This is a genomic window from Aminobacter anthyllidis, assembly GCF_018555685.1.
Lineage (GTDB): Bacteria > Pseudomonadota > Alphaproteobacteria > Rhizobiales > Rhizobiaceae > Aminobacter > Aminobacter anthyllidis.
The window spans coordinates 79,091-98,952 of the sequence record NZ_JAFLWW010000004.1 but is presented as its reverse complement, the minus strand read 5'-3'; the positions used below and the strand labels follow the sequence as shown (position 1 = coordinate 98,952).

The 19,862-nt window shown below is 62.7% G+C and carries 8 protein-coding genes; 1 reads left to right on the top strand and 7 read right to left on the bottom strand.

The window, feature by feature from the left end:
• Positions 1-2: 2 nt before the first annotated feature.
• The 6 genes from J1C56_RS14330 to J1C56_RS14305 form a co-directional block, all read right to left on the bottom strand.
• Positions 3-560 carry a GNAT family N-acetyltransferase gene (locus J1C56_RS14330; RefSeq protein ID WP_214390470.1) on the bottom strand — a complete coding sequence of 186 codons (558 nt, stop codon included), beginning with the start codon at positions 558-560 and terminating at the stop codon, positions 3-5.
• The gene (locus J1C56_RS14325; RefSeq protein WP_214390468.1) at positions 560-2,014 is read right to left on the bottom strand and encodes a DUF8189 domain-containing protein; all 1,455 of its coding nucleotides are present in this window, start codon (positions 2,012-2,014) and stop codon (positions 560-562) included. The genes J1C56_RS14330 and J1C56_RS14325 overlap by 1 nt, the downstream gene beginning before the upstream one ends.
• Positions 2,015-2,043: 29 nt before the next feature.
• Complete coding sequence (locus tag J1C56_RS14320; protein WP_214390466.1) at positions 2,044-2,571, bottom strand: phage tail protein; 528 nt, start codon at positions 2,569-2,571, stop codon at positions 2,044-2,046.
• 9 nt (positions 2,572-2,580) lie between these two features.
• Entirely contained in the window at positions 2,581-3,084 is a 504-nt protein-coding gene (locus tag J1C56_RS14315; RefSeq protein ID WP_214390464.1) for a phage tail protein, read from the bottom strand.
• A gap of 12 nt (positions 3,085-3,096) precedes the next feature.
• Positions 3,097-3,615, bottom strand: coding sequence for a phage tail protein (locus J1C56_RS14310; protein WP_214390462.1), 519 nt, complete (start codon positions 3,613-3,615; stop codon positions 3,097-3,099).
• A gap of 138 nt (positions 3,616-3,753) precedes the next feature.
• Complete coding sequence (locus tag J1C56_RS14305; RefSeq protein WP_246591377.1) at positions 3,754-16,263, bottom strand: inverse autotransporter beta domain-containing protein; 12,510 nt, start codon at positions 16,261-16,263, stop codon at positions 3,754-3,756.
• A gap of 390 nt (positions 16,264-16,653) precedes the next feature.
• Between J1C56_RS14305 and J1C56_RS14300 the strand changes: the two genes are divergently transcribed.
• Positions 16,654-17,142 carry an invasion associated locus B family protein gene (locus tag J1C56_RS14300; protein WP_246591376.1) on the top strand — a complete coding sequence of 163 codons (489 nt, stop codon included), beginning with the start codon at positions 16,654-16,656 and terminating at the stop codon, positions 17,140-17,142.
• A gap of 55 nt (positions 17,143-17,197) precedes the next feature.
• On the opposite strand, the gene J1C56_RS14295 is transcribed toward J1C56_RS14300, so the two are convergent.
• Entirely contained in the window at positions 17,198-19,657 is a 2,460-nt protein-coding gene (locus tag J1C56_RS14295; RefSeq protein ID WP_214390457.1) for a DNA translocase FtsK, read from the bottom strand.
• Between the last annotated feature and the right edge of the window lie 205 nt (positions 19,658-19,862).

Here is a 19,862-nt window from a genome sequence, read left to right as displayed (position 1 = left end):
CGTCATGACGGCTGTGGGCCGGACGGGAAGCAGGCCATCAGATCGTAGACGCCCTTGTCCTCGATAACCTGGAAACCCAGCCGTAGATAAAGCCGCTTCGCCGGGTTGTTCTTTTCGACATGGATCGAGGCACGCTTGCCCGCCTCGAAAGCTTCGTCGAGGGCATCCCCGAGAATTGCCGTTCCATAGCCCCGGCCGCACGCCTCCGGCATCAGGGCAACGTCGACGATGCGGTGCTCGTCGTGCCAGCGCGCGAGATAGAGCCGGCCGATAGAGCTCCCGCCAACATTTATGACGAGCCGCTCAGCGCCGGCATAATGTTGCGTGTAGTGGCTGTGCTGGGCCGCGAACTGCTGAGCCAGGAAAAAGCGCTTCTGCTCCTCGGACCAGCCCGTCAACGCTAGCTCTTCACGGCGTGTCGAGGCGTAAAGCTGCGACAGGAAGGGCAGGTCCGCGTCGCCGGCTGGCCAAAAGCTCAGCCCGGCCTCTCGCGACCTACGCCAGGATTGAAGACCGCTCGCCGAACCCGCCTCGGCTTTGCGTGCCAGGCTCGCGGTCATCAGCTCGGCGGCGTCAGGTCGCGCACCACCGAGAAGCGACGGATACCGCCATCGGCCAGTTGCTCCCAATCGATGTCCCATTCCGTGCCGTCCAGCGCGGTCTGGCGTTTGGCCCACAATCCGCCCCCGGCCGGCGCCGCGGCCGCGTGGCTGAACAGCATCAGCCGCCCGTCGGCATTGTAGTCGAGCTTGAACTCGACACGCGCGTCCGACCTGGAGAAATCACGCCAGCCGGTCCAGTTCTGGGTGCGGGCGCTGTTTTGCGCGTTGAACTGGTGGATGAGGTTGTGATCGCTGGCGACAAGCACGATATCGTTGTCGCCCTGTATGCCGCTGGCGAGCGTGTTGATGCCGGTGCGCGAGAAACCCGGCGTCGCCCATGGCGTCCAGGTCTCCGAGCCCGCCGGCTGCTGCCTTGTGTGCACCACTTGGCCGTTACTGGTCAGGCCGAAGAAGTTGAGCCCTCCACTCGGACCGAGCACCGGCGCCATGGCGATGAACGTGCCCGTCGTGGGTGTGTTCATCATCACCCACGGCGTCCATTCGCCTGAATTGGTCGTGCGCGCGACTGATTGCTGGCAGCGGTAGAGATTGAGCGTCGAATTGATGCCGAACAGGACGATGCGGCCGTCGCCCTGGCGCCGGGCGGAAATGGCGACTAGGCCGCCCGGAATCTGCTGCCAGTCGCTCCAGGGCTTGTCGGGCGGCGCTTGCTCCTGAACCGTTACCGTTATCGGCCTATCGGTGCCGGGCGGCGTGATGGTGACCCGCTTGTCGACGAGCTTGGGCGGGTTCTGCCGTATCCACCAGATCTGCCCGACGCTGGTGACGACAAAGACTTCGATCAGGCCGTCGGTGTCCCGCGCCATCGACATGCTCTGATAGCCTATGGCGCCCGGCACAGCGCCGATGTTGACCGGCGCATTCCATTTCTCGACGGGGCCGACCTGGTTGGCATCTTCGGTGATGAAGACCAGCTGCGGACCACCCGATGGCTGTGCCACCACGGCAACGCGGCCATCGCGCGTCAGGCCCGTCGCCATGATCGCGTAAGTGCCCGGAGCGATCGGCTCCCATGCCTTGGCCCAAGGGCCGTTGGGCCCGCTTTGCGCCTTCTGGACCAGCTTGTTGCCGCCGTCGATGGCAACAACCATCAGCCGCGACAGCTCGAAGAATTTGGTTCCAGGCGGCAGGTGCCGCAGCGCCGGAACGCTCGACCTTTTCGCGCGTGCCGTTGGAGCCTTCCTGGGTTGGGGCGTTGCGGCTTTCGCTTTCGGGCTCGACGCCTTGAGAGCAGCCTTCTTCGTCGCCGAAGTAGACGCCGCCTTTGCGGTGGATGCCTTGGCTGCAACCGCGGTTGGTTTCTTCGCAGCAACCGCGGCGGCAGGAGCGGCCTTCTTGGCTGCGCCGGCCGTCACCTTCGACTTCAACTTTGGAGCTGCCTTCTTGGCCATGATGTTGGTCCTGCTTGGCTCGGAATTCGTCAGGTTCTCGGCGGGAAGACGCCCTGCAGCGCGATACAGAAATAGCAGGTAAGGTAGGGCTGCAGATTGTTGTGCGGCGCGTCGCCGCCGGCGGGAGCGAGGGCAGACGCATTCATGGGCGTCAGATTGCTGGAAACATTGGTCTGGTACAGCATGCCACCAACAGAGTTTGCCATCGTGACACCTGCCGTCAGCGAGCCCTGGGTACCGTCCTCGTTCGAGGCCATCAGGGCGTGCGCATGCATCGGAATCTCCGATTCGAGCAGCGTAACCGTCTCCGATCCACCAGTTTCGCCAAGATCATGGAGTGACAGACCCGGTCCCTGGCCAGGATGCATTGGCGTCCGCCCCTGAAGATCGGGCAAGGCGAAGTTGGACTTGCCATTGCCGCCATATGTGGTGCCAAGCAGCGAGAACAGGGCTGTGTTCTGCGAGAGCGGCAGCAGCTGGCCGTCGCACCACGCCCAGCCCCTGGGCGCGAAGTTGAAGGGAAAGATGCGGATTTCGGCGACGAAGGGGTCGGCCATTGCTTCCTCTCAGGTCGGCGACGGGAATATCCCGAAAAGCGAGATAATGAAGTTGATACAGAGGTAGGGCTGGAAATTGGTGTGCGGCTGGCTGCCGCCGATCGAAAGAACTGCTGCCTGGGCCATGGCAACATTCGCCGTTTCCGGAGCGTAAGGAGTTATGACTGTCGAACTGGCCAAAACAGCACCGTCGGGCGCGGCCTGTGCGCCATTCGCCATAGAGCCGAGTAGCGGGTGGCTATGCGCGGGAATCTGGCCGACGGTGAGATTGATCTCCTCGGCGCCACCGGTTTCCGCCAGGATGAAGCCGTTGCCCTGGTGCAGCGGCACCCGGCCGCGCAGGTCGGGCAGCGCAAACGTGCTCTCCCCATCGCCGCCATAGGTCGTGCCGATCAGGTTGAACAGTGTCTCGTTCTCGGAGATCGGCAGCAACTGCCCCTCGCAGAACATCCATCCCGCGGGTGCGAAGTTACCGGCAAACATGCGGACTTCGCCGACATAAGGCTGTGCCATAGCTGTGCCTCCTCAGGTAGGCGAAGGGAAGATGCCCTGAAGGGCGATGCAAAAGCTGAGCGTCAGGAATGGTTGCATGTTGAGATGCGCCTGGCTGCCACCGACATTGGCGACGCTGCCAGCATTCAACGCCACCAAATTTTGGGTGCTCGACGAGTAGGCATTGCCAGGATCCTTGGCGAAGACGGTGCCATTGCTGCTCTGCGGTCGTGGGTTGACCGCGTTGCCGTTCAAACTCGAACCATTCAGAACATGCGTGTGCTGGGGGATCTCGGAAATCGAGAGGGTGTGCGACGGCTCACCGCCGCGCTCACCAAGTGTATGGCTCGAACCGACATGTATCGGCAGACGTCCGCGATAGTCTGGGAGAGCGAAATTCACACGGCCGTCGCCACCGAACGTCGTTCCGAGCAGAGAGAACAAACCCTGGTTCTGATTGATGGGCAGAAGTTGCCCATTGCACAATGCCCAGCCCCTTGGAGCAAAGGCGAAAGACATAATGCGAATTTCAGATAGAAACGGTTCCGCCATTTCTTGCCCCTCAACTCACCAAAAACTATCGAAAACAATTAGCGTTGTCTATTGGAACCACCAGCTTGAAGTATCATGAAATAATATTTCACTTTTATTCTCTCTAGCATTCTCGTTCTTCCCCCAGAATTTGGCGGATCAGGGCAGTGGTGGTGGTGCGGCCCCAAAGGTAATCGTGCCGCCGATGCTGATGTCCGTTGGCGTCAGACCGTTTTGTGTCGCGAGGTCGGCAGCGCTGAGCTGCGTCAGATTGAAGGTTCCGCCGGCCAACTGGCGAAGCCGGATATCGGTGCCGTCGCCGACATTGCCCGCGACATTGGCGAAGGTGTTGCCGTGTATGGTCGCATTCATGATGCCGGGTGCCGTGGTGTTGTTCTGCTGGATGACGACGCCGCGACTGTTGTCCACGTCGGAAATGGTGTTGTTTCTGATGGTAACGTTCTGGGTGCGCGTAAACGTCTGGCCGACAATGCCCTGGTTGACATTGATCGCCGCGAAATTGGCGAGTTCACGGACGACGTTATTTTCAATCAGCACTGTTACCGCGTTGCTGGTGCTGGTGCTGCCTTCGTTCTGGACACGAATGCCGAAACCAAGGCTGGCGCCAGATCCGGTGACGCCGGCCGTACCGATGATGTTGTTGCGGAAGGTACCCGTGACCGCTCCCGTGCTCGATGCCGCAACGAACAGATTGAGGCCATGCGAGCGGTTTCCGGTCGCAGTGACGCCATTGATGTCGAAATCGAGACTGCCGCCATTGGCCGCCGACACCGACACGGCCACATTGTTGTTTGTGAACGTGCCGCCGTTGACGTTGGCCGTCATCAGTCCGCCGGTGCCCGAATGGTCGATATGCAGCCCCGTCGCAGTGTCTGGTGCCGCGCCGGTGTAGCTGCCGCCGCTCGCGTTCAGCGTCATGTTGGCGTTGCCGAGCCCCAGGAAGTTGACGAGGTTGCCATGCGCGCCGGCGGCCGGGCCGTTGCTGCTGATCGTGTTGGTGGTCAATCGGAAATCGGTAAGCGTGCCTGTCGTGTTCGTGACCTGGACTTCGAATTCGTAGTTGTTGCTGATGACTGAATCGACGATGCCGGTGGCGTTTGTCCCGCCAAAGGCGGATCCGGTCAGCTCGGAGACATTGACGCCGGATTCGTCGGTGGCCGCATTGTCGCCGTTGCCACTGATGTTGAACCGCTCGATCAAGAGACCATTGATAGTCGAGCCGCCGATGCCGTTGCCCAGATTGTTCGTGATGTTCATGCGGGCCAGCCGCACCTGCGCGGTGTTTGTCAGACTGATACCATCACCGGTCGAGTTCTGAATCGTTCCGCCCGAGCCGTTGTTGCTGCCGCCGCCATCGCCGGTCACCGTCAGGCCGCCAAGAGCGCCGGTGTTGTTGAGCACGATGCCGTTTGCCGCACCATTGGAAGAGAGGCTGCGGAAGGTCATGTCGCTCGCGCCAATCGTCGTGTTGGTGACGTTGAGCGCCGTGCCGGTCGTCGAGGAGATCGTGTTGTTCGAACCCTGGACGTTGATCGTGCCGCCACCCGTAGCGCTGAAGCCGGCGCCTGAGGTCGTCGAGATGGCCAGCCCGCCGGAGTTGAAATTGATCGTCGTGCCCGTGTTGTTTACGAGGCTGACTGCCGCGTTCGCGCCCGTCGTCAAGGTCTTGCTAGAGCCCGAGAAGGTGATCGTGCCGCCGCTGTTGCCGGCCACCGAGATGCCGTTCCCAACGGCGCCCGTCGCGCTGATGTTGCCTGACAGCGTCAACGTTCCGCCCGTGCGGCTGGAGACGTTGACGACATTGCCGGCCGTCGTCTTGGTGATGGTGCCGGCATAGTCGACATTGGCCAAACCACCGCTGACCATGAACGCCACGCCTGTGGCGCCCGAAAGGACCCCCGAACCCAGATTGACGGTGCCGGTCACGTTGGTCAGGCCGACATTGTTCGTGCCGCCGGACGACGTGGTCGAAACGAGGTTGACGTTGGCGGCAACGCCATTGAGCGAGATGGCCTGCGCCGAGCCGGCATTGATCGTGCCCGTCGTGACATTGATGGTGCCACCATTGCTGGCCGAGAAGCTCGTCGTGCCGCTGGTGACGATATCGAGATTGGCGAAGCTGACGGTTGACGTCTGGCCGTTGTTGTTGATCGCAACGGCGGTGCCGGTCATCGCAGTCGTCGTGCCGAGATCGACAGTCCCGGTGAAGCTGACCGAGCTTGCCGCCGTGGCGCCCGAGACGCTGATGCCGCTCGCGACACCGTTGGCGACGACCGAGCCGGCGAAGGTGAAGCTGCCGCCAGTGCGGTTGGTGATAGCGACCGCCGTGCCCGAGGTGTTGGCGATGGAACTTGCGGCGTCGAAACTGACCGCGGCGTTGCCGCCGGTGACGGCAAGCGCGTTTGCCCCGCCGATATCAACATTGGTGCCGGTGATCGTGCCGGCCGGGCCGGAACCCCCACCAAACAAGATGCCGCCAGTGCCGGCACCCGTGATCGAAATGTTGCTGAGCGTCGTCGTGCCGCTGGCATTGCGGATGTCGAAGGCGATACCGGTCGCCCCGGTGCTGGTGACATTGCTGATGGTGGTGTTGGACGCGTTGAGGACCGCGTCGGAACCGTTCGACGAGAACACCACGTTGTTGATCGTCGTGCTGGCGGACGGCGTGATCTCGATGCCGGCGGTCAGGAAATTCCTGATCGTCATGTTGGTGATGGCAGTACCGGAGGCGCCGGAGCCATCGTCCTTGATGCCGCGGACCGCGCCTGCCGGGCTGCCATCGAGGATGAAGCCGTCGATGATGTTGCCGCTGGCGCCAAGCGTGATGACATTGCTGCCGACGCTGCTTGTCAGCGTCGCAGCACCACTGCCGATGGCAGCGATGGAGATCGTGTTGCTGGCCAGTTGGATCGTGCTCGGCACCGTCATGGCGAGGTTGATCGCGCCGTTGCCGAAGCCGCGCACCTGCGTGCCGGCGGCGAGGTTCAGCGTGTTGTCGAGGTTGGTGCCGGCTGCGGTGATAACGCTGCCGTTGTTGATCAGCACGATGATGTCGTTGACGCTCGCCACAGCTTCGGCCGCCGCCAGTGTCATCGGATTGTTGCCGTCGATGCCCGAACCATTGCCGCCGCCGGTGGCGCCGTCGCTGTCGACGAAATAGACCTTGCCTATGCCGAAGCCGAGACCCGGGCTCGCCTGGAAATTGACATCCTGGAAATTGTAGCTGCCGGCCGCAGGCGCGCTGCTGGCGTCGATGGCGACATTGGCGCCGATCGTCGACAGCTGGTCGCCAGACTCGCCATCGCCATAGGTGAATGCAAGGTTCGTCGCGCTGTTCAGGAACACGCCGGTGTTGACCCCGGCGATGCTCGAACTGTTTCCACCCGCCACGGTATCACCCAGGCGCACGATCTGGCCACCTGTGGCACCGCGAAGGTCGACACCGATCGAGGTTCCGGCCGCCGCCGCATTGGTCACGTCGAAATCATTGGCCGTCACCGCCGAATTGATCACAGCACCATTGAGGTCGAAGGCGACTGCCGAACTGTTGTTCAGGCCGATATCGAGATCGCTGAAGGACAGGGCGGCACCGAGCGTGCCGGAAACGTCGACGCCCCGCGAGGTGATGCCTTGGAGGTTCACCGTACCCAGCGCGATGGCGCCGCCGCCGCTCGAACCGACATTGCCCAGCGAAATGCCGGTGGCCGCACCATTCGTCAAAACGGTTGCAAAGTTTAGGCCCGCTGAGCCGACGGTGACACCGTCAAGGTTCAGCGACGTACCGGTCGTTGTCGTGATCGTGTTGGCGTTGCCGCCGGTGCCGACACTGACCGTGCCGCCGCCGCTGGCGTTGAAACCGGTGCCGCTGGTGGTGTTGATCACCAGGCCGCCATTGCTGAAATTAATCGTCGCGCCGGTGTTGTTGGTCAGGTTGACGGCTGTCGCAACACCCGAGGTCAGCGTCTTCGTCACGCCCGAGAAGTCGAACGTGCCACCGGTGTTGCTGTTTACAGCGATACCGGTCGCACTCAGATTGCCGGACAACGTGATCGTGCCGGAGGTGACGGACTGGATGCCGGCGGCAAGGCCGGCGGTCGAGGTGATCGAAGAATTGATGGCGACAGTTGTGGCGCCGATGCCGCCAATGACATCGACACCTGTGCCGGCACCGGTGGTGATCGTGTTGCCAGCACCCGAGACGGTAACGTTGGCAGTGCCGCCGGTACCATTGACGACGATACCGCGCCCGGTCGTCGTATCGATGTCGAGGCCGCCATTGATGAAGCTGACCGCAGTCGGCGAGAACACCCGAACGGCATCGGTTGCGCCTGTGTTCAGGGTCTTCTGGGCACCCGAGAACACGACGCTGCCGCCGGTGCCGCCATTGACTTCGACGCCACGCAGCGCCTGGGTGATGTTGCCCGACAGCGTCACGAACCCGCCGGTGCGGCCAGTGATCGACGCACCAAGGCCGACGCTCGAGATGGATGCAGCGCTGCTGATCGTACCGTTGCCGCCAACCGCAAGGAATGCGGTGCCGGTCGAGGCGGTGGTGGTCAGGCTGCTCGAGGCATGCTGGATCGAGAAGGCCAGATTGCCGGTCGTGTCGTTGAGGTCGACGGCATTCAGGCCGGTGGTGACGTTCAGCGGACCGGTAAAGTCGACGGTCAAGCCCGCGCCCGTGTTCCTGATGTAGACGCCGTTGTCGTCGATACCGCCGGTGATGGTGGTGGTGCCGGCGAAGGTATAGGTACCGGTGGTGCCGCCACCGATGCTGATGCCGTATGCGGTTCCGACCGTCGCGGCATCAGGCGTCAGGTTGACGGTTCCAGCGAAGCGCATCGCGCCAGATCCGGCATTGACGTCGATGCCACCGCCACTGAGATAGCCGCTGGCGCTAACGTTGTTGAAGACGCCGGCGCCTGCAGCACCGTTGCTGACATTCGCGCCGTCGATGACCAGCGCACGTCCATTGGTGGTGGCAATATTCTTCGCATCGACACCTGAGAGCACGACATTGCCGTTCCTGGCGTAGAATCCAATGCCGCCATTGTTTTGGATGTCGAGGCCACCGGCGAATGTCAGCGTGTCCGCGTTGCCGACCGCTTGCTGCCATTTGACGCCACCGCCAGTGGCGTTGGTGATCGAAACTGCGCCGGCAAATGTCACCGACGTTCCATTGACGGCGCTGGTGAGATCGATGGCGTTGAGGGTGGTATCGCTGATCGTCACCGAGCCGTTGAACTGGATCGTCGGCGAAGCGATCAGGTTGAGCAGCTTGATGCCGTTCTGGCCGCCGGTCACATTGACAGCGCCAAACTGCGCCGAGCCACCAGAGCCGTTGGTGAGCGCGATGTTGGAGATACCCAGCGCGGCCTCGTCGACATTGAACGTATTGTTGGCGCTGGTGAAGAACAGTTCGCCGCCAGTAGCTGCGCCCCTGTTGGCGTAGAGGCCGCCGACACCGTTCGTGCCGGTGAAGCTGGTGGCGCCGGAGAACCCTATTTTGTTGGTGTCGTTGACGAGCAGATGAGCGCCGTTGAAGAAGCTGCCTGAGGATCCACTGCCTGAGACGTCGATCGTAGCTGTGCCAAAGTCCAGCCTACTGTTCGAGCCGTTGACGGCATTGGCATAGATGCCGAGCGCAACATTGCCGAGGAAGATGACGTTTGATGCCTGCTGGACGGCAATGTTCGTGGTGTCGAACTTGAGGTTGCCGGAGATCGTGTCGTCCAAGAGAAGGCCGAAGCCGCCAACACGATTGGCCGTGGTGCCCGCGATGAAGGCGCCGCCGTTGACCTGGTCAATGCCGGCCGTCGCCGCATTGGCGTCGAAGACGACGCCGCCGAGGATGAAGCCGCCAATCTCGCCATTGTTGCCCAGCAGCGTGATGTCGGAGAAGGCGCTGACCTTCAACACGCCCGCACCCACCGTACCATCAACCACGCCGACGTTGCCGCCGGTCGCCGACAGGATCAGGTCCGACAGTGCGATCTCGCCATTGGCCACGCCATCGGTCAACGACAGCGCACCACCGCCAGCGCCCGATACCGTCGCCCGGCTCAGGATGAGCTTGGTGATGTCAGAACCGGAAATGCCGATGCCCGAGCCCGTGTTGGCTATGATGACGTTGTCGATGCTGGCGTTGACTGTGAAGTCGATCGTGTTCCCAAGGGCCGTGGTCAAAGTCGGCAGCACGGTGTCGATGCCCGTCGGCGCATCGATGATCGTCGACGAACTGATACCGCTGAACTGGAACGCATTACCCAGGCCCCCGCCAACGGCGCCAAGCGGTGCGGTGTCGATGGATTCGCCGGCCTTGAGGCCTATGAGCACTTGGCCATTGGCAAGGTTGAAGGTGTTGTTCACGCCGTCATTGTGCTGCGCCTGCATCATGTCGATGAAGTCGCTGGTACCGTTGACAGTGGTGTCTATGAACACGATGACATCGGCGCCCGAGGCTTCGGCGCCGGCGATCGATCCGGGGTTCGCCGCGGTTCCATTGCCGTCGCCCTGGCTGTCGACGTAATAGACCGTCGGACCCTGCGCCTCGGAAATGTCGCCGACAAAGCCGCCATTGGCACCGTCGACGTCCTTGAAATTGTAGGTTCCGGCGGCAGGGAAGACGCCTCCCGGCGAAGCCATGATGTCGACGGCCTTGACCGTGGACAGCTTGTCGATGGTTCCTTCGCCATCGCCATAGGTGAAGTTGACGGCGGTCGTGCTGGTGAACTGGAAGCCGACGGCCGGACCGTTTCCGCTGCCGCCGATGGTGGCGGCCGTAGTGTTGCCGGGCGCGCCCGCGTCGCCGAGCTGGATCGTCCCGCTGCCTGTCGTTTTGGAAAGGTCGACCGCCGTCGTGCCGAGGGAGCTGTCGCTGGTCAGGTCGAAGTCCGTCGCCGTGACGCTGCCGTTGATCACCGCATTGGCGAAGCTGATACCGGTAGCACCATTGCCGGTCATCGCGATGTCGAGGCTGGCGAAGGACATCGTACCGGCATTGGTTCCGGAAACGATGACGCCGGTCTGTCCCAGCCCGACATTGGTCACGCTGGTGGCGCCGAACGCAACTGTGCCGGTATTGTTCGCAAGGCCGACGCCGTACAGGGCTCCACTGACTGTGACCGCGCCAAAAGTGGCACTGCCGGCGACATTGGCGACCGACAGGCCGGTTCCGGTCGTGTTGGAGATCGACAAGGGCGCGCTGGCGTTGAAGGTCGCGCCGGCGCCGAGCCCGGCAATGATTACAGTTCCGCCGCTCGTCGCGGTCAGCGCCGAACCGCTGAAGCTGATCGTGCCGCCTGTCGGCGCGGTGATGGTGCCGACCGCCAGAAGATCGCCGAAGCTGGTCGACGAGACAGGCCCGGTGAAGGCAACAGAACCGCCAGTAGTGCCGTCGATCTTGACCGCATTGCCGCCGATCCCGGCGGAGCTGTTGATCGTGGCGCCGATGGAGATTGCGGCGCTGCCGCCCGCAACGACGACGCCGTCGCCAGAGCCGCCATTGTTGATCGTGCCGCCGATCGATATCGTGCCGGTGTTGTTGGTCAGGCTGACATCGGCCCCGGCGACATTTGACGTGACGAGGTTGGTAACGTTGACGGTGGCGGCACTTTCCTGGACGGCAAAGCCCGGACCTGTCCCGCCCACCGTCGCAAGGGTCGTCGTTCCACCAAAGGTATAGGTGCCGCTCTGGACATTTGTCAGCCGGATTGCGTCGCCCATGACGCGACTGATGTTGACGGCACCAAAGGTGACGTTGCCGCCGCTGGTGTTCTCGATGAGGATGCCCGTTGGTACCGACCCGCCCGAACCGTCGACGGTCACGCTGGCGAAATTGATGCCGGCGGCACCTATCGTCAGGCCAGTGCCACCGAGCTGGATGCCGCGTTCCGTCGGGCCCGCACCGGTCCCGATTGTGTTGCCAGCCGCCGTAACCGACACCGTGCCGCCGTCGATGGCCCTGAAACCGAACCCGCCGTCGGTGGTGAGGCTGAGCGCTCCAGTGAAATTGATGCTGCCGCCAGCATTGCCGGTAAGGTCGATGGCATTCGCAGCGCCAGTATTGGCGGTGATCGCCCCACCGAAAGTTGCGCTGCCGCCGGTCATCGCATTGATGCGGACAGCGGTTGCCGCGCTGGTCTGGTTGATGGTGCCGTTGTAGGTCAGGTTGGGCGTAGCGGTATCGATGTTGAACGCGATGCCCGACGTGTTGGCGATCGAACTCGCCGCATCGAAGTTCAGCGTACCGGTGGAGCCGCCGGTTATGCCGATGCCCGTGGCCGCGCCGGTGATGTCGAGATTGGCGAATGTCGCGGTGCCGCTGTAATTGTTGAACGACAGCGCGGTTCCGGCAACGCTGCCAATCGTGTTGGCGCCGGTGAAGGTGACCGTCGTAGCCGAGTTGGCCAGCAAGATGCCGGCTTGCGCGGACTGGATGCTGAGATTGGCCACACCGATCGCGCCGGCAGCGCTGGTCAGGTCTATGCCGGTGACAGCGCTGGCGATCGTAACCCCTGCAACGTTCAGGCCGGAGATGCTCGTCCCGTCGATGGCCGCACCCGAACCGGCGTTGCTGACGGTCAGGTTCTGGATGAGGTTGCCATTGGCAAGGTTGATGGCGCTGCCGGCGCCATTGTTGAGCGTCGCGCCGCCGTGACTAAACGGATCCGCCTGCGTTGCACCAGTGACAACATTTGTGCCGGTCACATTGGCGGGCGGCGCGCCCAGATCCACGGTCGCGCCATTGGCGAAGGAGACGACCGACTGGCCATTGGCCAAGGTGAAACCGTCGCCGTCGGTGTTGATGACATCGACAGCCGAGGACTTGACGAGGACGAAGATCGTGTTGGCGTCCGTGGTGAGGTCATCGGCGGCGGCGGCATTGATGAGATTGCCAACGCTCGAGCCGTCGCCCGAGCCGGTGTTGCCAGAACCGACGAAGATGAGATTGGCGGTGTCGAACAGTTGCGGCCCGACCAGCGCCGTTGCGCCAAAAGCATAAGTGCCGCTGCCAGCCAGAAGACCGCGCATGTCGAGCGAGGCGGTCGAGCCGGTGATTGAACCGCCGCCAAACGAGAATGCCGTGTTGGCGCTCGCCGCACCCGCACCGTGGTCGCCCATCTGGACGCCGGTGCCGACGCCCGCAATGACGCCGCTACCGATTGTCACCGTCCCGCCGGTGGTACCCGACAGATCGATGCCGGTCGAAGTGCCGCCAAGGCCTGAGATATCGAGCGTCGTCGCGGTGAAGGTCGAACGGCTGCCCGACAGGTCGAGGCCGGTCGCGGTGGCCGACAGGTTGGTGATGTCGACGTTCCGGAAACTGATGGTCCCGTTGACGCCCTGGACGTCGATGCCGTTCTGGCCGGGCTGGCTGATTGTAACGTCGGCGAAGCTGATCGTACCCGTGTTGCCATCGAGCGAAATGCCGTTGCCGGCAGCGCCGGTGATGGTGGTAGCGCCGGCAAAGCCGACATTTGCCGAGCTGCCACTGATCACGATGCCGTTGAAAGCCGTGCCAGAGATTGTCGTCGCGCCTGAAACGGTAAAGTTGCCCGAAACGCCGGCGAGGCTGATCCCGGTCGAGCCGCCGGTCTGGCTCAGGCTGGTCAGCGTGACGTCAAGCCCGATGCCGCCTGCCAAAAAGCCGTTCAAGCCACCGCCGGAAATCGTTCCGCTGGCGATCGAAAGTTCGCCGGCCGACGTTCCCGAGGCACTAACGTTGTTACCGTCATTGCCGGTCGCGTTGAGCGTGTCGAAGCTGTAGGCACCGGTCCCGCCGCTGATCGCCAAGCCGCTTCCAATGTTGTCGGCGAGGGTGGTGGTACCGGTGAAAGTGTAGGTGCCGCCGCCCTGGATCGAAAGGCCTGTGGCGCCGTTGTTTGAAGACGTCAGGTTGCTGCCGGAAACGGTGCTGGTTCCGGCAAACACCAGGCCGCTGAGGTCGGCACCGGAAACTGTCAGGCCCGTCAGCGTGGCATTGCTGACGCCATTGCCATAGACGCCGTTGCCGCCACCAGCATTGGACAGTTTGAAGTCGAGCAGCGACGTGTTGCTGGCAAGGGTGACGGTGTCGCCGCTGCCGGTGTTGGTCAGCGTTGCAGCACCACCGGCATCCGAAATGGTGGTGCTGTGCTGGACATTTGCGCCCGTCACATTGATCGGCACGCCGCCGAGCGAGAACTGGCGGCCATTGCCAAACGACGCTAGCGTCTGGCCGGCACCGAGCGAGAAGCCGTCCGTGTCGTCGATGTCAGTGCCACGGTTGACCAGAACGAAGATCGCTGTGCCGTCGGTGTTGGCATCGGCAGTGGCGATCGAGGCGAGGTCAAGAAGCGACGAGCCCGTGCCCGATCCAGTGGCCGCCGCGCCGACGAAGATCAGGTTCTGGGCGTCGAACAGTTGCGCACCGACAAAGGTCGTCGATCCAAAGGCATAGTTGCCGAGCGTCTGGTTGAGACCGCGTGCGTCGAGCGAAGCGGTGACACCTGAAATCGATCCGCCGCCGAATGTGAACTGGGCATTCGCCGAATTGAGCAGCGAGCCGGAAATGCCGAAGCGCACGCCGGTGCCGACATTGGCAATCACGCCGCCATTGGTGATGACAATCGACGAGCCGCCGATGGTCTGGGCGAGGTCGATGCCGATCGAACCGGCGCCGGTGCCGGTGATGTTGACCGACTGCGCGGTGAAATTTGTCTGGCTGCCCGAGAAGTCGAGGCCGGTGTCCCCAGCACCCAATCCGGAAATGACGATGCCACCTGCAATCACCGCGGCATTGACGCCGGCAAACGAGATGCCGTCGCCGCCCGGATTTGTGATGTCGATGCCGCCGAAGCGGATGGTGGCCGGCGAACTGGATATCGCAATCGCCGAAGCTGAGGTGTTGGAGATCGAGGTCTGGCCGGTAACGGTGAAGCTGCCCGACACATTGTCGAGCACCACGCCCGACGTGCCGCCATTGTGACTGATCGACGTCAGCGTCACATTGGCGGCGATCGGGTCGATGAAGACGGCGACGCCTCCATTGCCCGAAACCGTGCCGCCGGTGGTGCTGAAGCTGCCGGTCGGCGCCGTGCCGGTAACATGGATGCCGGCATCGCCGTTGTTTGTGGCGTTCAGCGTGGCGAACGAATAGCTGCCCTTACCGGTGATATCGAGGCCATCATCGGTATTGCCTGACAGGAGCGTCGTGCCGGTGAAGTTGAAGGTGCCGTCGCTCTGGATGTTGAGGCCGTCGACACCATTGCCCGTCGAGGTGAGGTTCGAGCCCTTGATTCCAGTCGAGGTGCCGGTGAAGTGGGCACCGCTGCCGCCCACACCGGTAACGGTGACATTGGTGAGCGTCGCGCCAGTGACGTTGTTGCCGAAGATGCCGTCGGCGCCGCCGGTGACCGTAATCCCCTTGAGCGTATTGCCGTTGCCAAGCGTGATGACATTGCTGCCCGGATTGGTTCCCGCGATGGTGCCGTTGCTGCCGCCCAGATTGTAGGTGCCGGTGCCGCCACCAAAGAGCAGGGCCGTCACGCTTTCACCGCCGCCGATGACCGTCTGACCGTTGGCAAGTGTTACGCCCGCCGTCAGCAGATTGCCGCTGCCGCCAAGGGCGACCACGAAACCATTCGCACCGGCATCCGCTACCGCATCGTCCAGTGTGGTTGGGTCGCCGAATGTGCCGAGACCGAGCGTGTTGGCGCCGTCAGCGAAGAAGAACTTGCCAAACGCCGCGCCCGTGGCGGCATTGATCGCCACGCGCGTCGTCGAGCTGGCGAGTGTTTCATCGCCTTCGATGCGGACGCCGATATCGCCGCGCACGCGCTCGTTGACGCGTTTGCGCAAGCCCTCGCTCACCGCGTAGACCGGCTCATCCCCGTCGGCATCACCCTCGGCTTCACTGCCGGAGTTGAACGGGATCGTCAGCCTGACACTGCCGGCAAACTGGGTGTCGTCGCGATTGTCGTTGCGAACCTCCCCGGTGAAAGCGACGGACGCGCCGCTGCCGAAGACATCGCCGATCGAGTACTCGAAACCCGCCTTGCCGCCGGTGATGCTGTCGTCGTCGCCTTCGGGGTCGCCGAAGTGGTATGCGCCGACATCAAGCCGCAATGCGTGATGTTCAGGCAGAGCGACCGGCACCTGCACGCCGATTTCGCCCTCAATACCCCAGGCGGCATAGTTGCGCCGGTCGATGACGGATATCTGCTCGAGCAACTGGTTGCCGACCAGTGACAGGCTCGAATTGACCGACTGTTCGGCCTTGTCTCCGCTAATCGGCAAGTAGACGTTCACATGCGCGTCGAAATTCGCGGTGATCGCCTCGACTCCCAGTGTCGCTCCGGTGAACTGGTGCCCGTCCTGTCTCTGGGTGTTGATGTAGGCGTAGCCGCCTAGCATCAGGTCGGGATTGACGATCCGGCGAATGCCGAGGCCGAAATCCTGGCCAAAGCCGTCTTCAAAGTCGTGCTTGGCCCTGACATCGAGGAACAGAACGGATTCGGCTGTCTGCTTGAGCGGAACAAAACCCTCGAGGGCGGCGGTGGCACCGTCACTGTTGGCGCCGACGATGGCGCGGACCTGCGGCTGCCACAGCCCATCCTGCCCGCCATAAGCCGCCATGCCCGACAAGGCGAAGGCGATCGTCGACAAGGCCGACGTCCGCAAGAGATTTCTGGCGCGCCATGCCAGACTATACTCGAGCGAAACTTGCGGTCCGCTCGTCAGAGCGATAGCCGCATCGGTATGCCTTGCGTTGTTGGGCAGAAAACGCGAGTGCATCAAAGATCCATGCCAAGGGGGGCGTTCTTAGTTTTGCTGATAGGTCTACCAATGCGCGCGGCTTGCAAGAGGATTTTATGCCACCATTGCGTGCATTGGCATAAAAAGGAGTCATGTTGCAGTAGAGCAACAGAACCCGCACTTTTTTCAGCCTAAGTTGATCCAGGTCGAACCAGTTTATCCCCAGCGAAGGCAAGCAATATGAACTCCACACCCGTGCGAACAACAATGCCATGCCGAGCCATCAACATCGGCGCTGCTATGCTTTCGCTGTTGTTCACCAGCGCAGCTTTCGCCCAGGAGACGAAGCCCGCCGACCCCAAGCCGGCAGAAGCCAATCCTTGGGCGGTCAACTGTGCCAGCGGTGCGACGATCAACGAACTACAATGCCAGGTGTCGCAAAACCTGACCGAGTCGAAGACAGGTCAGCGCGTGTTGACGGTCACTATTCGCAAGGAAAACGACAAGGGCGGTCTGGCAATGCTGCTTGCGCTGCCACATGGCCTGTTCCTGCCTTCGGGCGCGTCCTACCAGATCGATCAGGGTGAAAAGGTCGTCATCGCGATCCAGACGAGCGACCAGAATGGCGCGTATGCCGCCGCGCCGCTGACGCCGGAACTGATCACGGCGATGAAGGCCGGCACGAATCTGAACGTCGGCATGGAATCAGTCACGCGCAAGCCGGTGGCGATACCGGTCTCGCTAGCGGGCTTCACCGCGGCGATCGACAAGCTGCAGGCCATCAAGTAGCGGCAAGCAGGAGCAGGGCGGTTCGTCCCGCCCTGCCTTTCAACAAGGCCTGCGATCAATCCTGATCGTCGTTCGTCTGCGCGTGGTCGCGGCGACCGGCCATGATCTCGCGCTTGCCGACATGGTTGGGCGCGCCGACAAGGCCTTCCTTTTCCATGCGCTCGACCAGAGAAGCGGCACGGTTGTAGCCGATGCCAAGACGGCGCTGGATGTAGGAGGTCGAGCACTTCTTGTCGCGCTGAACCACCTTCACCGCCTCATCATAGATCGAGTCGCCATCCTCGGCAGCGACAGCCCCCTTGTCGAAGACCGGCGTGTCTTCGACTTCCGGAACCTCATCGTCCTCGTCGGCGGTGACGGTCTCGAGATATTCGGGACGTCCCTGCGCCTTGAGATGGGTGACGACATGCTCCACCTCGGCGTCCGAGACAAACGGGCCGTGGACGCGGGAGATGCGGCCGCCGCCGGCCATGTGCAACATATCGCCCTGGCCGAGCAGCTGTTCGGCGCCTTGCTCGCCCAGGATCGTGCGGCTGTCGATCTTCGACGTCACCTGGAACGAGATGCGGGTCGGGAAATTGGCCTTGATGGTGCCGGTGATGACGTCGACCGACGGGCGCTGCGTCGCCATGATCAGGTGAATGCCGGCAGCGCGCGCCATCTGCGCCAGGCGCTGGATGGCACCTTCGATCTCCTTGCCGGCGACCATCATCAGATCGGCCATCTCGTCGACGATGACGACGATGTAGGGCATCGGCGCGAGATCGATCTCCTGCTCCTCGAACAGCGGCACGCCGGTGCCCTTCTCGAAGCCTATCTGCACCTGCATCACCACCGTCTCGCCCTTGTCGCGGGCGATCGCGGCACGCTCGTTATAGCCATCGATGTTGCGCACGCCGAGCCGCGCCATCTTGCGGTAACGGTCCTCCATCTCGCGCACCGCCCACTTCAGCGCGGTGACCGCCTTCTTGGGATCGGTGACGACGGGCGTCAAAAGATGCGGGATGCCATCATAGATCGAGAGTTCGAGCATCTTGGGATCGACCATGATCAGCCGGCACTCTTCCGGCTTCAGCCGGTAGAGCAGCGACAGGATCATGGTGTTGATGGCGACCGACTTGCCTGAGCCGGTGGTGCCGGCGACGAGCAAATGCGGCATCTTGGCAAGCTCGGCGATGACTGGCTCGCCACCGATCGTCTTGCCCAGGCAGAGCGCCAGCTTGCAGGAGGTGTTGCGGAAGCCGTCGGACTCGATGAGTTCGCGGAAATAGACCGTTTCGCGCGTTTCGTTGGGCAGTTCGATGCCGATGACGTTGCGGCCCGGAATCACCGCCACACGAGCGGAAATCGCCGACATCGAGCGGGCGATGTCATCGGCAAGGCCGATGACCCGCGAGGATTTGACACCGGGCGCCGGCTCGAATTCGTAGAGCGTCACCACAGGCCCCGGGCGAACATGGATGATCTCGCCGCGGACGCCGAAGTCTTCGAGTACGCTTTCCAGGAGATCGGCGTTCTGCTCCAGCCGCTCCTGCGACATGTAGAAGCCCTGGCCTGCCGGCGGCAGCTGCAGCAACTCCTCGGAAGGCAGCTCATAGGCATCGCCAGTGGTCGCCGGCACGATCCTGCCCATCAGCGGCAAGGGCGACGCTGCGCGCACGGGGGACAATGGCTCGGCTGCAATGGCTGGCTCCGGTACCGCTTCGACGACTGGAGCCGGCTGATCGCGCTTGGCACTCGCCGGCGCTTCGAGCCTCGCCTCGTTGGAATTGGCTGGTGCCGCTGGCGCAATGTTGGCCTGCTGGGGCGGAATGCACTCGATGACCCGGAACAGCGCGGTGATTTCCGCTGCGGGAATCTCGGCCTGCCTGGCGACGACGGGTGTCTGCGCAACCCGGACCGCCACGGGCGCGGGTCGGGCGGCAACAACCGAGGCTGCCGGCGAGGGACCGTCCGAAGTATTTGGCGCCATCAACTCGAAAAATGCATGGTCGGAAAGATAGGACCACCGTGCCTTCTTCGGCTGGGTCGCCGGACTTTCACCGGTGGCAGCTGGTTTGGCTGCGGACTGCATTGGCGCGGCGGTGGGTTGCTGCACGGCTGCGGCGGGCTGGTGCGCGGGCGAGGGTGCCTGAACGGCCTGTGCTGCGATCCTGCTGGCGATCTGCGCCTGCAAGGCTTCCACGACCTGGGCCCCCGTCGTAACGGTTGCCGGCCTGGCCGGAACATGTCTTACGACAGGCGCATCCATGCGCTCGGTCGCCTGTGGCTGAACGACGGCAACATTCGCCTGGGTTTCATTGTGGGCGGCCTCCGCCGCCTCGTATGCTTGGCGTTTTGCCGAATCATAGTCGGGCGTGCGGGTGAAGCGCACATTGGGCGCCAGGAAGAAATAGTCCTGCCAGCCAGGGCCGTCGGCCGGCGAAGGCAGCGGTGCGTTTTCCGGGCGATCTGGCCCGTCATCATGCGAGACTTGGTTCGAAAAATTCACTCGAGGCAACCGCGTGCTTCCCATACTCAAGACTCGCTGATGAAACGTCCCCCGAGCAATAGGAAGCGAGTGGTTAACAGTTCCTTCCAGCTTGCTGCTTTGTGATCTGGACGCGGCAATTGACGGACCCGATAAGAGGCCCGTCTCGAATTTTGTTAGAATAATGTAATATAATCGAAGACATCAAAGGATGGGCTGTGGAGTTCCCGCGCCGAGAGTTTGCAAGCCC

What these genes read in the sequence shown, in the direction of transcription:
- J1C56_RS14330 (WP_214390470.1), bottom strand. Translation starts at nt 560, where the DNA reads ATGACCGCGAGCCTGGCACGCAAAGCCGAGGCGGGTTCGGCGAGCGGT.
- J1C56_RS14325 (WP_214390468.1), bottom strand. Translation starts at nt 2,014, where the DNA reads ATGGCCAAGAAGGCAGCTCCAAAGTTGAAGTCGAAGGTGACGGCCGGC.
- J1C56_RS14320 (WP_214390466.1), bottom strand. Translation starts at nt 2,571, where the DNA reads ATGGCCGACCCCTTCGTCGCCGAAATCCGCATCTTTCCCTTCAACTTC.
- J1C56_RS14315 (WP_214390464.1), bottom strand. Translation starts at nt 3,084, where the DNA reads ATGGCACAGCCTTATGTCGGCGAAGTCCGCATGTTTGCCGGTAACTTC.
- J1C56_RS14310 (WP_214390462.1), bottom strand. Translation starts at nt 3,615, where the DNA reads ATGGCGGAACCGTTTCTATCTGAAATTCGCATTATGTCTTTCGCCTTT.
- J1C56_RS14300 (WP_246591376.1), top strand. Translation starts at nt 16,654, where the DNA reads ATGCTTTCGCTGTTGTTCACCAGCGCAGCTTTCGCCCAGGAGACGAAG.
- J1C56_RS14295 (WP_214390457.1), bottom strand. Translation starts at nt 19,657, where the DNA reads ATGGGAAGCACGCGGTTGCCTCGAGTGAATTTTTCGAACCAAGTCTCG.